We start from the raw sequence: 13631 nt of genomic DNA, 5'->3' as shown, positions 1-13631 counted from the left end.
ACTTCACCGTCGTCCTCGTGGGCGTCGCCACCACCAGCGTCGTGGCAGCTATCGTCGGCCCACCGATGATCCGACGGCTCATGGACCAGGCGGTCGTTCCGGGCCTGCACGGCAACCATCCGTACGAGCACGCGTTCCGCGAGGCGACAGCGCTGTCCGTCGGAACCGCGGTGGCCGTCTCCGCGCTCGCCACGCTGACTCTGAGCTGGTATTTGAGCCGGCGCGTCCACCGTTCAGCGACGGCTTTGTCCCGTGCCGCGTTCGCGATCGCCGACGGGCGCTATGACATTCGCGTCCCGCCGCCCCGATTGGGCAGAGAGTTTGACGATGTCGCCGCGGCATTCAACGCGATGGCGCGACAGCTCGGAGTCGCCGAGGACACCCGTCGCCAAATGCTGGCGGATCTGGCCCACGAGATCAGGACACCGGTAGCAGTGCTCGAGGCCTACATGGAGGCACTGGAAGACGGCGTACGGCACCTCGACACCGAGACGATCGACATCCTTCGCGACCAAACCCGCCGGCTGGCCCGGTTCAGCAGCGATGTCCGGGCGCTGTCGGCCGCGGAAAACCTCGCCACCCACATCGAGGCGAACTGGCAGTCCGCGGCGTCGCTGGTCGCCACCTCCGTCGCGGCTTTCGCACCGCGCTTCCAGTCCAAAGGCGTGTCCTTGACTACCGACGTCGCCAGCGATCTGCCCGCACTGTGGGCCGACGCCGAGCGGTTGGGACAAGTCCTGGACAATCTGCTTGACAACGCGCTGCGCCACACGGACCCAGGCGGTCAAGTCATCGTGACCGCGCGCGCAGGACGCGGCGTGACAATCGCCGTTGCCGACTCCGGTGACGGCGTCGCCCCCGAGCAGCTGCCGCGACTGTTCGACCGGTTCTATCGCACCGATACCGCCCGCGACCGCCAGCATGGCGGCGCGGGAATCGGCCTGTCCATCGCCAAGGCACTCGTCGAAGCGCACGGCGGCCATATCGAGGCCCACAGCCAAGGACCGGGAACTGGTTGCACCGTGACCTTAACCGTGCCGGCGGATACTTCGTCCCGGCATGCTGTAGGCATCCACAGTCTGCAGCCGAACACTGTGGGTAGCCGTGGCTCATAGATCTGCTTTTGGCGATGGAGCGTGCAGGTCCCAGTCGTCACAGTGTCAAGCGCCTTGATCATCGGCGTGCTGGGACCGAATCGCGGCGCCGCAACGTCCATCAGCTTTCGCACTAAAGTGCCCACTCCTTTAGCCGCTGTCGCGTGACCGTGCAAACCCAGTTCACCGTATCGACGGAATCTGTTGACCCACTTCGATGCACATGACCGTGATATCCCCATCTCAGCGGCAACGTGTGCGATCGGTCGGGTTTGACACCGATGAACCAGTCGGCGCCGCCCTTCTGCGGACAGGGGTGCGTGTCTATGGGTGATTCTTCGTATGGGCTGGTTTGAGGAAGGAGGGATAGACGCCGTTGTGGGCGGACTAGGGCGAGCAAGGGATGGGCCGCCGGATTCGCAGTCAGCGCTACGCCGCCTCCGAACGGCGATATCGCGGAGCTTGTGTTAGCAAGAAGTCGGACTGCCCGATGTATGAAGGTAGGAGTGCAAGACCTCGGCTTGGCGTCGAAGGCGGTTGGCTGCCTCGTGTTGGCGCATCGAGCGGTGATGCTGTGCCTGTGTCTCGTACTCCCGTAGGAGGTCTCGAATGATCGCGTGGACGTCTTGCATGGCCAGTTCGCGTCTGGGCGCCTCGGTTGATCCGACTCCGGGAGACGAGTGGGCGACCGTACCGTCGCCAGATCGCGGCGACTGTGCTTCCGGTTGGACGGCTTCGGCGTTGTCGATCGCGGCGATCATTATTCGTAGGACTGAGATAATCTCCAGTTGACGTGATTTGAGCGCGGTGCGAAGGTCACGGCGTACTTCTTCGCGGAAGACCAAGGGATCCTGCGTGTTTCTCACGGTCTCGCGCCTTCGTTCAGGAAGCTATGAAGGTCGTCGCCGTAGTCGAACAGGCCGTGACCCGCGCCGGCAACTAGATTGATCGATGCTGCAGGCTGCAGACGCCTCAAGCGTGCGGCGGTGTCGTGCGAGTTGAGCATGCGGTCTCGCGCACCCAGCACGACGGAGAGCGGCGCGGTGATGGCTCTTAAGTCTTCGTCGCGAAAGACGGGCAGGGTGTCGCGGCGGGGTCGATAGTTGCGTTGGATCAGCAGCATGTAATCAATGACGGGGTCAGGAATGCAGCCGGGCCCAAGCGCGATCCGCAGAGCGAGGCGCGTACCGGGCTCGCCGAATGGCATAAGGGCCAGTGCTGCGAAGACGGCCCCGTAACGTTGGCGGCCGATACCGCCCGGGGCTCGCAGCGCCAGTCGTTCGACGCGGCTGGGCCGGCGGATCGCGTAATCCGTGGCCAGCCAGCCACCCAACGACACCCCTACGAAGCCGGCGGCGTCGACGCCCAGCTCGTCAAGTAGGTCGTCGAGCCATAACGCATATGCGTCGGAGTCAAGGGGCGGCCGAGATGGTGCGCTCAATCCGGGCTCACCGACGAGGTCGATCATGTACAGCCTATGAGTGAGTGACCACCGCGACGCATCGGCCTGCCAGATCGCGCTGTTGCTCCCGGCGCCGTGCAGCAACACCACTGGTGGAGCATCGGTGGGTCCGCAGTCCAGGACGAAGGTGTCGCCCTCGCGGGTGGCGACGGTGCGTTGCCGCAGCGGCACTGCCCAGCGTTGAAGGTGCTCCCGGTAACTGAGCTCGACGGTGTGCTGGCCATGCGAGGAACGGTAGACGTCGGCGCTCACTTGTCGCCCTGGCGTGTCAAGGCGCCGATCAATCCGATGACGGCCGTCGTGGATTCTGGGTCGCCGACGACGAAGACGGTGAGACGGCAGGCAGATTCGTCATACGTCGAGTGAATGTTGAGCTGTCCTGGTCGGTTTGAGTTGCTGATCGCTGCAGCGGCGAGATGTGTGGTAATGCGATCCATCGTGAGGCGGTCGGCATTGTCGATGTGCACGACGGTAGAGACGTGAGCGTGTGGGCTACTCGCCGGCTCGTCGGTGACCACGCCGGCGAAGGCCTGCAAGTCCTGTTCGGTGATTCGGTATTGCTTGCCCATGCGCACGGCCGGTAGGCGGCCGTCACGGACGTACCCGCGTACGGTTCGCACGTGCAGCCCGAGAATATCGGCCACCTGCTCAGCCGAGTACACAGCAACACTCACATACGTAAACTACCTCATTCATCCCTATTACGCCGACCTTACGGATGGATACGGATATATTCGTGGCGTGCGGACATCCGCGTCCACGGTGTGTGGCTCAAATCACGGGCAGGGCTGGGCGTTCCCGACGTCCGAAGGCGTCGAAGCTGGACCGGCACGAGGGGCTTCGAGAATTGGAGCGGTTGAAGCTAACGGATGAGTGGTCGCCCGGAGCAGATCGCCGAGTGGTTGCGGCGCAGCTTTCCCGATGGGCCCGACTGGTAGATCTCCCACGAGGCGATCTGCCGGCACCTGTACGTCTCGACCTGGCACGCGCTGACCGGGGCCGGGAGGTGTTCGAGCACGAGCGCATCGCACAGGCGCCGGGGTTCGACGAACAGCGACAAATGGAACCGCTTTCCTTCGGGTTGGTTGAATTGTGCCCACCGAGCGAGGCCCAAAACCCGTGTGCGCCTAGCTAATGCAAGCAACCGCCGGGCGGGGTGTCGAAACTCAATGGCACAGGCCAGGTTCCTGCACCCTGCCGCGTTAATCGATCAGCAACGCGACACCGGTATCGGTAACGTCGATGCCGACGGAGGAGAGGTCGGCTACCAGGATGTCAGCGTCGGCCAGCTCGGTCGCGTGGTGAGTCGTCGTGACGGCGAGGACTTGCGCCCCAGCCGCCCGCCCGGCACCGACGCCTGCTGGCGAATCCTCCACGACCACGCACTCGCCGGCCTCGACACCCAATGCGGCGGCCGCTTTGAGGTAACTCTCGGGGTTCGGCTTGCCATGCGATACGTCTTCTGCGCCGATCATCAATCTCGGCGCTGGGAGTTGCGCCGCCGCCAAGCGAGCAGCCATCAACGAGCGGGGCCCCGATGTCACCGCCGCCCAGTGCGTGTAGGGCAGGGCATCAAGCAGTCGGCGTGCCCCCGGTAACGCTACGACACCGTCAACATCAGCCTGCTCTTGTAGGGCGAGTAATCGGTTTGTGGCTGCGGTTCGATGGCGCGGCGCGACGAACTCCGCGACGGTGTCCTCGGTCCGCCTGCCGTGGCATACCTTGAGGACGTCCTGGTAGTCGACGCCGTACTCCTCGGCCCATGTACCCCAGGATTTTTCGACCGTGGCGGTCGAGTCGACCAGAGTGCCATCGATGTCGAACAAGACCCTCTTGCCATGCAGCACCGCCATAGCCAGCACACTAACGGGGCAACACCCGCCTGCGCAGGCTGTGTCACTGCCCACAGTCGTTACCCGAATTGCGTTAGGTCACACAAAGTTTGATTGCAACCCGTGATTCGGCGCCTCGCACGCAGCGGAACCTGGTCCGTGAGCCGTATGCGATCGTTTGCCCGTAACGCGCATAGTTGCGGCGGATTCGACCCTCGCCAGTGACGCACATGGACTGTCGACGGCAAGAGTCGCACCTCAGCCGGCCGGCACGCAACGGCGTGAGCGAAGCGGTGTGGCCTGTCATCGGGCTTGCGGGCTTTTGCTGCTCGGCGCGCTGGGGAGCGATGCAAAGGTTCGTAACCCGGAGGATTTAACTTCCGTCGGCGAAATAACATCATATTGCATAGTTTGATACCATGCGTTTAACAATTTTTTGGGCTACGCCTGCCGCTACCCGACGACGCCGCGTCAGGCGCGTGAAGCGTGCGTAACGGAAGGATTGTCGGTGCCGACAACAGCCACCCAGCGAGCACAATACGAGTTCATTCATGAGACTTTGCAGCACGGAACCACGGCTCTAAATTTCACATTGTCACTGTTGGAAAAAAGCTACAAATTCCATTTCCCGAAATATTCCAGCAACGTACGTGCAACTCTGCAGGACGCCTGTAAGCACTTGCTGGCAGCAGATAATGGACGTGAACTCTACCAAGCGGCCGCAGAGGTGCACGAAAGATTTTTCGCCGCCGGTGGAGACGGGTCGTGGTTCAGCGAGGGCTACTCGGCGTACAAGTCACGGCGTAAGCCAGTGCAGGATTTCGAAAATTTCGCAGACGCTATCAGCGGCAGCTCGGTGCTGGATTTCGGCAGCGGCCGCGGCCACCTAGCTGCACTGATCGGGCGCGCCGGCTTTGACTGCTACACCACCGACGTCATGGACTACCGTGGCCCGGAGGCCACTCATCTACCGTTTCGACAGATGGCTTCGCCCGTCGACGTCCCCTACGCGGACGACATGTTCGACAGCGCGATTGTCAAGACCGTCCTCCATCATGTCGACGAGCCCCACGTAATTCCGTTGCTGAAGAATCTGCGGAGGGTCGCGCGGCGGCTGATCATCGAGGAAGACACTTATGGCGTTTCCGACATGCCGTTGAAGGTCACGGCCAATCAAAGCGAGCTAACACAGTTCAGCAAGCTTGAGGAAAGCGTTCAATTTCAGGCACTCGTGCTGATTGATTTCTTTGGCAACGCGGTCGCTCAGGGTCTCATCGACATGAATTTCGGGTGCCAGTTCAAGCGCGTTAATGAATGGCATTCGATATTCAACAGCATAGGACTGCGCGTCGTCGATACCCACGTCGCAGGCTTCCGCTCAGGCAATGTCCACAAAGCCTGTCAAGTTCGCTTCGTTGTCGATCGCGAGGAGTCGTCAGTCAAAGCCTAGGCAGTGCCGGTTTGGCGATCTCGGCTGCCACTCGGCGCACCGTTTGCGCTCTAGTCCCCGGTGTCGGCGAGCAGGGTGATGAGGCGTGGTAACGCGGGGTGAGCGGGTTCGCGCCAGATCAGTTCGACCGGAGCCAGTAGAGGCAGGCTGAGGGGACGGACGACGATCCCGGAGGCCGGCACATGCTCGGTCATCGCCGGGGCGACCGGTGCCACGCCGTGACCCGCGGCGACGGACCGAAGCATCGCTTCCGGGGCGTTGATCAGGTCCGGTTGCGTGAGCACCTGGCCGGGGCGAGTGGCGCCGGCGGGGAGCAGGTGGCACATGATGTGGTCCCAGATGCCGGGAAACAGGTCGCGGGGGAACATCACGATGGTCTCGGCAACCAGGTCGGCGACCGAGATCGCTTCCTGTGCGGCAAGGGGGTGACCGGCCGCCAGCGCAAGCCATACGGGTACCTCGCAGAGGCGAGTCCCGGCCAGGTCTTGGTCTTGCGTGGCGCGGACCCACACGATCGCAGCGTCGATATGCTCCTTGCGGATTGCGCGGATTGCGTCGCTGTCGGTGCTCGTGGCGATGGAAACCTCCAGGCCAGAGTCCGGTCCGGACAGGTGGCGCAACCGCTCGCCCACCACGTGCTCCACGGCCGGCGCAATCCGCAAAGTGAGGTGCCGGTGGTTGCCGTCGGCGCACCGTACTTCGTTGCAGGCCCGTTCGGCTCGGGCCAGCAAGACATAGGAGTGTTCGAGCAGCACTTCCCCGGCTGGGGTGAGGACGACGCTGCGCGGACTGCGTTCCAGCAAGGCGACACGCAGGTCTCGCTCCAGGGCCTGAATCTGTTGAGACAGCGACGGCGCAGCGATCCGCAACCTGCGGGCTGCCCGCCCGAAGTGCCGTTCCTCGGCCACGGCAACGAAATACCGGAGCTGTCGGAGCTCCATACCCAGCCACGTTAGACCCCGACTGATGTCCAGAAGCAACCGTGTCCTGATCGGCGCGTTTAGGGTCGCCACGGCCGGGCACTTCCGTGGGGCGCAGGTCGCCGCACGACGAAGCTCCGCAGGATGGCTTCTGCGACCAGCATCCGCAGGCTGAGCCCACCGCCTGGACGGGTGACTTTCGGCCGAGAAATCCGACTGGTTCACCGCCCGGTGACTAGTTGCGTCGCGCCTCAACAACCGCGTTGGCGATCAGTTCGGCCTGGACCATCCTCGCTGCAATAACCGTTCCCAGGAGGCTCACCGTGAAAGCGATTGTGTACGACGGACCCCGCCAGGTCAGCGTCAAGGATGTGCCGGACGCCAAAATCGAGCGGCCCACCGATGTCTTGGTGCGGATTACCGCCACCAACATCTGTGGCTCGGATCTGCATATGTACGAGGGCAGAACCGATTTCGAGACTGGCCGCTCGTTCGGTCACGAGAATCTAGGCGAGGTCGTCGAAGTAGGCAACGGCGTCGACAAGGTCAAGGTGGGTGAGCGAGTCTGCTTGCCGTTCAACGTCTCCTGCGGGTTTTGTAAAAACTGTGAACGAGGCTTCACCAATTACTGCTTGACCACTCAGCCGGAGCCCAACATGGCCGGTGCGGCGTATGGTTTCGCCGACATGGGACCGTGGCAGGGCGGGCAGGCGGAACTACTGCGGGTGCCCTACGGCGACCACAACTGCCTGCGGTTGGGCGAGGATTCGGTTGACAAAGAGACCGACTACGTGATGCTGGCCGACATCTTTCCAACGGGCTATCACGCCACCGAGTTGGCTGGGGTAATCCCTGGGGACTCGGTGGTCATCTACGGCTCGGGACCGGTCGGCCTGATGGCGGCGCTGTCGGCAACCATCAAGGGCGCGTCGAAGGTGATGGTGGTCGATCGCCATCCCGACCGGTTGCGCCTCGCGGAGGAGATCGGCGCCATTGCGATCGATGACTCCAAGGTCGACCCGGTCGAGTTCGTCCTGGACCAGACCATGGGTCTGGGCGCCGACCGGGGCTGCGAGTGCGTGGGCTACCAGGCGCACGACCCGCAGGGCACCGAGCATCCCAACATGACGCTGAACAGCCTGGTCAAGTCCGTACGGTTCACGGGTGGCATTGGCGCGGTCGGGGTCTTCGTCCCGCAGGATCCTGGGGGCGCGGACGAGATGGCCAAGCGGGGCGAGGTGGCCTTTGACTACGGGCTGCACTGGTTCAAGGGCCAAACTCTGGGCACCGGACAGTGTCCGGTCAAGAAGTACAACCGCCGCCTGCGCGACCTGATTGCGGCCGATAAGGCCAAGCCGTCGTGGATTGTGTCCCACGAGCTGCCCCTAGACCAGGGCCCGGACGCCTACCAGCACTTCGACAGTCGAGACGAGGGCTGGACGAAGGTCGTGCTGCACCCGAACGGCTCCCACAAGCAGAAGGCCGGAGCAGGGTCTCGCTGATGCCTCGTCCCCCGCTGCCCGGCACGGGCAGCGGGGCGGCCTGCCACTCGGGCACGCCGCAACTTCTTATCGAAAGGATCCACATGTCACACGAATTGGGCGGTACGCGGGTCGCAATCCTGGCGGCGGACGCCACACGGCCAGCCGGCGCGGGGAGCGGCTCATGAGCAACCCGATGAGCAGGATTGCGCAGGCTGGTCTTGACGGCGCCGGCCAGCTGATCCACCAGCTTCAGCGCCGGCTGGGCAGCGACGGCAATGGCGCTGCGGACCCCGAGCCACGCTCGCGGTGGCGCAGCGTGACGATCAATAAGAGTCCGGAGGAGGTGATGCCGGACGGTCGGGTGCCTGACCCGCTCGCCGCGCTCGGTGACCATGTCGAGGTCAAGGTCCGCAAGGCTGCGGGAGATAAGGGTACCGAGCTCGCCGCCCGGCTGCGCCAGCCGGAGCCCAGCGGCCTCGGCTCGGTCGGGAAGCGGATGTCCGGCGACGATCCGCGCCAGCAGGTGCGTGCGGCGCTGCGCCAGGCCAAACAACTCATCGAAGTGGGTGAGGTGTTGCGGATCGATCCGACACCGCACGGCGCCCGTAGCGCCGCCCCAACCGGCAAGCTCGTCGACTTGGCGACCCGCCGCGCGGGTGGGGAGGGAGTGCTGTGAAGGCCCTCTGCTGGACCGGCGTCAACGAGACCTCTGTGGAGACCGTTGACGACCCGAAGATCCTCAATGACCATGACATCATCCTGAAGGTCAACCTGTCGACGACCTGCGGATCGGACCTGCACCTGCTGGGCGGCTACATCCCGACGATGCGGGCAGGGGACGTGCTTGGCCACGAATTCATGGGCGAGGTGGTCGAGGTGGGCTCGGCCGTCCGCAACCACCAGATCGGTGATCGGGTCGTGGTCTGCTCGTTCATCGCCTGCGGACAGTGCTGGTACTGCCAGAAGGAACTGTTCTCACTGTGCGACAACGGCAACCCGAATCCCGCACTGACCGAGGCGATGTGGGGGTCGGCGATCGGCGGCTGCTTCGCCTACAGCCACGCCCTCGGCGGCTACGCCGGCAGTCACGCCGAATACATCCGCGTGCCGTATGCCGACCACGGCGCGTTCGGCGTGCCGGACGGGGTGTCTGACCTTGCGGCGCTCTTCGCGTCCGATGCCGCCCCGACGGGATGGACCGGCGCCGACGGGGCCGGCATCGCTCCCGGTGACATCGTCGCGGTCTGGGGTGCCGGCGGGGTCGGGCAAATGGCCGCGCGCGGCGCCATGCTGATGGGCGCCGAGCAGGTTGTCGTCATCGACCGACTGCCCGAACGCCTGGCACAGGTTCGACAGCACATCGGTGCCGAGACGCTCGACTACACCCGGGACAGTGTCGTGGCCGAGCTGAAGGAGCGCACCGGTGGTCGCGGTCCAGACGTGGTGATCGAGGCGGTCGGCATGGAGGCACACAGCAATGGGCCGGCCTACCTCTACGACCAAGTCAAGCAGCAGCTACGACTACAAACCGACCGCCCCACCGCCCTGAGGGAGGCTATCTACGCGTGCCGCAAGGGCGGAAGCCTGTTCATCCTGGGCGTCTTCGGCGGCGTCGTCGACAAATTTCCGCTCGGCGCCATCATGAACAAGGGGATGGCGGTGCGTGGGGCGCAGCAACACGGGCAGCGCTATATCCCCAGGATCTTGCAACACATCGCCAACGGCGAGCTGCACACCGAGCACCTCGCCACCCACGTCATGCCTCTCGAGCAAGGCCCGACGGCGTACCAAATGTTCAAGAACAAGACGGATGGTTGCGTCCGCGCTGTCTTACAGCCGGCCGGGTGAGACACCTGGCTGAGCTTGCGCTGGCGACTGTCGTCACAAGCACTCTGATGGAAGAAGGTGAATCATGACTGTTACCCAGACCTCGGTGTCCCTCGACGATGCGCAGCTTGTCATCGCCGCCGGTGTGGCCAAGGCCGAGGAGATCTCCTCACCGTCCAATATCGCGGTCGTCGACGCGGGAGGCAACCTGGTCGCCCATGTCCGGATGGACGGCGCCTGGATCGGCAGCATCGACATATCGATCAATAAGGCGTACACCGCGCGAGCGCTCGACATTTCGACCGAAGAGCTGGCAGCAAACGCCGCGCCCGGCAATCAATTCTACGGAATACATGTGTCCAACCGAGGACGGATCATGATCTTCGCCGGTGGCATCCCGCTGCAACAGAGCGGTCAGATCGTGGGTGCGGTCGGTGTCAGTGGAGGAACGGGGGACCAGGACAGCGCTGTGGCGCGGGCGGCCGCGAAGGTGTTTGGTCCGTAACCGATTTCGGCATCGGCTCGGCCGCTCCTATCCCCTTGTCGAGCGTCAGCTTGTCTCCCCGGTATGACCGCTCGCCGGCGTCGCTACGCCGGGTGCCGATGGTGTAAATTGCGCGCGGCGGGAGCGCGGCTGCGGTCGGCGGCAGTCACGTGCTCAATCCCCACCAGGCCAGGGCGGTCGTCGCGGGCGCAACGCACAGCATGCTTCACTCGATCCACACGCTAGGACTGCTCATGACCGTGGCGCCGCTGGCCGCCGCCGTCGTTGCACTGGTGTTGCTCCGCCCGGCGGCCGCACGCCAACGCGCCACTCGGCACGCCTTTGACTCGGACAGATGATCACGTTGAATACGCTGCACGGAGCGGATTTTCGGCGCGAGGCACTCGCTCGCTGAATCCTGCACTCGGTAGGGAATGACGTGGGCGCGAGGTCTAGGCCGTGGAGGTGTCACACACGGCACAGCGGCGCGAACTCCTGCACGCTGGCGCGCCGGCGCCTCAGGCGGCGATGAGCCGGATCGGCAGATGTTGGTGGCGGTGGATGATGTTGTTGACCTCCCACGTCGGCCGTGCGGTCGCCTCGATGCGTTCGACCCGGTCGAGCAGGGCCTTGAGCATGGCGGTCGTTTCCAGTCGCGCCAGTCCTTGGCCGGCGCAGGCGTGGGCGCCGTTGCCGAATGCGAGGTGGCGTCCGGCGTCGCGGGTGATGTCAAAGACGTCGGGACGGTCCCATTCGCGTTCGTCGCGGTTTGCCGAGGCATACATGACCAGCACACGGGCACCGGCGGGAATCTGCGCACCACCAAGAGTGTTCTGCTGCAGCGCCTTTCGCGTGAACCCGCGCAGCGGGGACTCGTAGCGCACGACTTCGTTGACCGCGTTGGGGATCAGGCTCGGGTCGGCCTTGAGTGTCTCCCATTGTTCGGGGTGGGTGGCAAACAGATAGATCGCGTTGGAGATGGCACTGATCGTGGTGTCCAGCGACGGCGCGATGTAGTCGATCAGCAGGGGTGCCACGTCGTCGGCAGCGAGAGTGCCGTTGTCGGCGGCGTCGAGCAGCTCGTGGGCCATGCTACCCGGTAACACGTTGCGGTCGCGCACGATACGACGGGTGAAGCGCAACATGTGCAGGCTACGAAGCACCGCCTTGAAGGCCTGCCAGTTGGCCGGGCCCAGGATGTCGAAAGTTGCTGCGGCCCAGTCGAGTAGGTGGCCACGTTGATCGCGCGGCCAGCCGACCAGGTCGGGCACGACGGCCAGGGGCAGGGCGGTGGCCAGGTCGGTGACCGCGTCGATAGTGGCTCGCCGAAGCGCGGCGTCGACGATGGTGTGGGCCTGCTCGTCGACGCTGTCGCCCAGTGCGCGTAGGGCGCGCGGCATCAATCGGTGGGCGACCAGTTTGCGGCGCCGATCATGTTCGACGCCGTCGCTGTTCAGCGTGGTGCCGCGCGACAAGCGGTTAGCGACCGGATTGGCCGCCACCCCGCTTCCCGACAGATACCGGTCGTCAGCGCGCAGGGCGGCTTTGCATTCGGTGTAGCGCGGCAGCGCATAGAGGCGATGGCGCGGTAGCCACACCACCGGTCCGAGGTGACGTAGCTCGCGGTAGTGCGGGTATGGGTCGAGAATGGCTGATCTGCTGTAGATGTCGGGTCGGTAGACCGGCACGTCCGTTCGCTGGTGGAACATGACCTATGTCCTATTCGTCGTACGCGCCACGCAACAGCGACGGCGAGGGCTGGTCGGGCAGAAAGACCGGGAGGGCGAGGCACTGTGCGTTCACGTCGCGACCGGCGGACATGACGGTGCGGTCGGGGCGTACGACGGCGGCCGTGACATGGTGGCGGTCCAACCAATCGGCCAGGTCGGTGCCCGGCGCGGCCTGCACGGTGCGCGCGCCGCGTTCGTCGACGAGGCGTTGCTGCGCCGGTGTCAGCGCTGCGGCGGTGATCACTCCGAAACCCCAACCCAACTCGTCGTCGAGACGCCGCCGGTTGTCGATCAACGGGTTCGGGCACAGGCTTCCCGCGATCCGGCGGGTGGCCCACGTCCGCCGCACCATGCTCGAGGAGCGCAGTGGCGGAGTCCGGGAATCGGTGATCTTGGCGCGCAGGCCCGGCACCAACCGAAGGCGGGGTAGCACGAGGCGCCGGGCAGCTGTTCCTATTGTGCCGCCGGCAGTCATGGCCCGCCCCATGTTGCGCGCCAGGGCGATCATGTAGCGAGCATGGGGTGCGCGTTCGGTCTGGTAGGTGTCGAGCACGCTCGGCGGCAGATGACCGTGGTGAACTCCGGCGATCTTCCATGCCAGGTTCGCGGCGTCACGCAGCCCCGCGCCCATGCCCTGGCCGATGAACGGCGGGGTGAGGTGTGCGGCGTCGCCGAGCAAAAAGGCGTTGCCGCGGCGCCAGCGGTCGGCGATCTGGGCGCGGAAGGTGTACTCGGTGACCCGGATGAGCTGAAGGTCGGCGTCGTCGACGCCTCGCGTCCAGGGCGCGATCAGGGGGCGCAGCGCCCGTAAGGTCGCATAGTCGTCGACGGACTCGTCGTCTCCCAGGGGAAACTCCCAGCGGTAACGGGTGTCGCCGATGCGCATGTAGGTGCCCGCGCGCCGGCCATCGCAGACCTGGTGCACGCCGTCCCACTGACGAAGATCGGCGGGCGTGGCGATGTCCACGACCAGCCAGCGTTGATCGAATTTCAGGGTGCACATGGTGGCGCCCACCGCGCCGCGCACCATACTGTTTGCGCCGTCGCAGCCCAGCAGGTAGTCGGCGGCGATCAGCGACCTGCGGCCGGACATGCGGTCCGCTGCCGCGAGGCGCAGCCTGCCCGTGGCATCGGTGGTGACGTCGAGGACTTCGGTGTCACCGCGAAAACGTGCTCGCGGGTAGCGCGCGAGGTTGCGGCGCAACAGCTCTTCGAGTTCGGGTTGGTCGAACATGTTCGCCGCGGGAAAGCCGTTGCGGGTCAACGCCGTAGCGCGCTGGAACTCGGCGAGCACCGACAGGTCGCGGTCCACGAGGCGCAGGCCGCGGGCCGGTCGGGAGATGGCGGC

General features: G+C 64.9%; 12 protein-coding genes and 1 pseudogene. 6 read left to right on the top strand and 7 right to left on the bottom strand.

Features of this window, described 5'->3' with window-relative positions:
- Positions 1-1115, top strand: a 1115-nt coding sequence (locus tag A5714_RS01915) for a cell wall metabolism sensor histidine kinase WalK (protein ID WP_156747132.1), incomplete at its 5' end; no start/stop codon positions are given.
- 152 nt (positions 1116-1267) lie between these two features.
- Here A5714_RS01915 and A5714_RS24980 read toward each other — a convergent pair.
- The 4 genes and pseudogenes from A5714_RS24980 to A5714_RS01895 all read right to left on the bottom strand — a co-directional run.
- Positions 1268-1429, bottom strand: a pseudogene (locus tag A5714_RS24980) (leucine zipper domain-containing protein); the annotation flags it as partial.
- Between the two features lie 527 nt (positions 1430-1956).
- A complete protein-coding gene (locus tag A5714_RS01910; RefSeq protein ID WP_068282201.1) occupies positions 1957-2808 on the bottom strand; it encodes an alpha/beta fold hydrolase in 852 nt (283 codons plus the stop codon).
- A complete protein-coding gene (locus A5714_RS01905; RefSeq protein ID WP_068070720.1) occupies positions 2805-3230 on the bottom strand; it encodes a helix-turn-helix domain-containing protein in 426 nt (141 codons plus the stop codon). The genes A5714_RS01910 and A5714_RS01905 overlap by 4 nt, the downstream gene beginning before the upstream one ends.
- Positions 3231-3758: 528 nt before the next feature.
- Positions 3759-4409: an HAD-IA family hydrolase gene (locus A5714_RS01895; protein ID WP_068282204.1), complete on the bottom strand. Its 651-nt coding sequence runs from the start codon at positions 4407-4409 to the stop codon at positions 3759-3761.
- A 487-nt stretch (positions 4410-4896) separates the two neighbouring features.
- Between A5714_RS01895 and A5714_RS24975 the strand changes: the two genes are divergently transcribed.
- Positions 4897-5838, top strand: coding sequence for a class I SAM-dependent methyltransferase (locus tag A5714_RS24975; RefSeq protein WP_197513504.1), 942 nt, complete (start codon positions 4897-4899; stop codon positions 5836-5838).
- 50 nt (positions 5839-5888) lie between these two features.
- On the opposite strand, the gene A5714_RS01885 is transcribed toward A5714_RS24975, so the two are convergent.
- Complete coding sequence (locus tag A5714_RS01885) at positions 5889-6779, bottom strand: LysR family transcriptional regulator (protein WP_156747131.1); 891 nt, start codon at positions 6777-6779, stop codon at positions 5889-5891.
- Positions 6780-7021: 242 nt separating this feature from the next.
- Here A5714_RS01885 and A5714_RS01880 point away from each other — a divergent pair, with 242 nt between their 5' ends.
- The 4 genes from A5714_RS01880 (at position 7022) to A5714_RS01865 (ending at position 10574) form a co-directional block, all read left to right on the top strand.
- Positions 7022-8260: a glutathione-independent formaldehyde dehydrogenase gene (locus tag A5714_RS01880; RefSeq protein ID WP_231975719.1), complete on the top strand. Its 1239-nt coding sequence runs from the start codon at positions 7022-7024 to the stop codon at positions 8258-8260.
- A 163-nt stretch (positions 8261-8423) separates the two neighbouring features.
- Positions 8424-8918, top strand: a complete 495-nt coding sequence (locus tag A5714_RS01875) for a hypothetical protein (protein ID WP_068282190.1) — start codon at positions 8424-8426, stop codon at positions 8916-8918.
- 35 nt (positions 8919-8953) lie between these two features.
- Complete coding sequence (locus A5714_RS01870; RefSeq protein WP_369829414.1) at positions 8954-10090, top strand: zinc-dependent alcohol dehydrogenase; 1137 nt, start codon at positions 8954-8956, stop codon at positions 10088-10090.
- 64 nt (positions 10091-10154) lie between these two features.
- Positions 10155-10574, top strand: a complete 420-nt coding sequence (locus A5714_RS01865; RefSeq protein WP_068282178.1) for a heme-binding protein — start codon at positions 10155-10157, stop codon at positions 10572-10574.
- 497 nt (positions 10575-11071) lie between these two features.
- On the opposite strand, the gene A5714_RS01855 is transcribed toward A5714_RS01865, so the two are convergent.
- Complete coding sequence (locus tag A5714_RS01855; protein ID WP_068282172.1) at positions 11072-12262, bottom strand: cytochrome P450; 1191 nt, start codon at positions 12260-12262, stop codon at positions 11072-11074.
- A 10-nt stretch (positions 12263-12272) separates the two neighbouring features.
- On the bottom strand, positions 12273-13631 hold a 1359-nt coding region (locus A5714_RS01850), incomplete at its 5' end, for a bifunctional 3-(3-hydroxy-phenyl)propionate/3-hydroxycinnamic acid hydroxylase (RefSeq protein WP_068282170.1).

The sequence above is a fragment of the Mycobacterium sp. E2462 genome (assembly GCF_001672685.1).
In the GTDB taxonomy this organism is placed as follows: domain Bacteria; phylum Actinomycetota; class Actinomycetes; order Mycobacteriales; family Mycobacteriaceae; genus Mycobacterium.
Note: the sequence above shows the minus strand (reverse complement) of the source record. Positions and strands in the feature narration are given on the sequence as shown.

Coding starts and splice junctions, on each gene's coding strand:
- A5714_RS01895 (WP_068282204.1), bottom strand. CDS start 4,409: ATGGCGGTGCTGCATGGCAAGAGGGTCTTGTTCGACATCGATGGCACT.
- A5714_RS01855 (WP_068282172.1), bottom strand. CDS start 12,262: ATGTTCCACCAGCGAACGGACGTGCCGGTCTACCGACCCGACATCTAC.
- A5714_RS01885 (WP_156747131.1), bottom strand. CDS start 6,779: ATGGAGCTCCGACAGCTCCGGTATTTCGTTGCCGTGGCCGAGGAACGG.
- A5714_RS01875 (WP_068282190.1), top strand. CDS start 8,424: ATGAGCAACCCGATGAGCAGGATTGCGCAGGCTGGTCTTGACGGCGCC.
- A5714_RS01865 (WP_068282178.1), top strand. CDS start 10,155: ATGACTGTTACCCAGACCTCGGTGTCCCTCGACGATGCGCAGCTTGTC.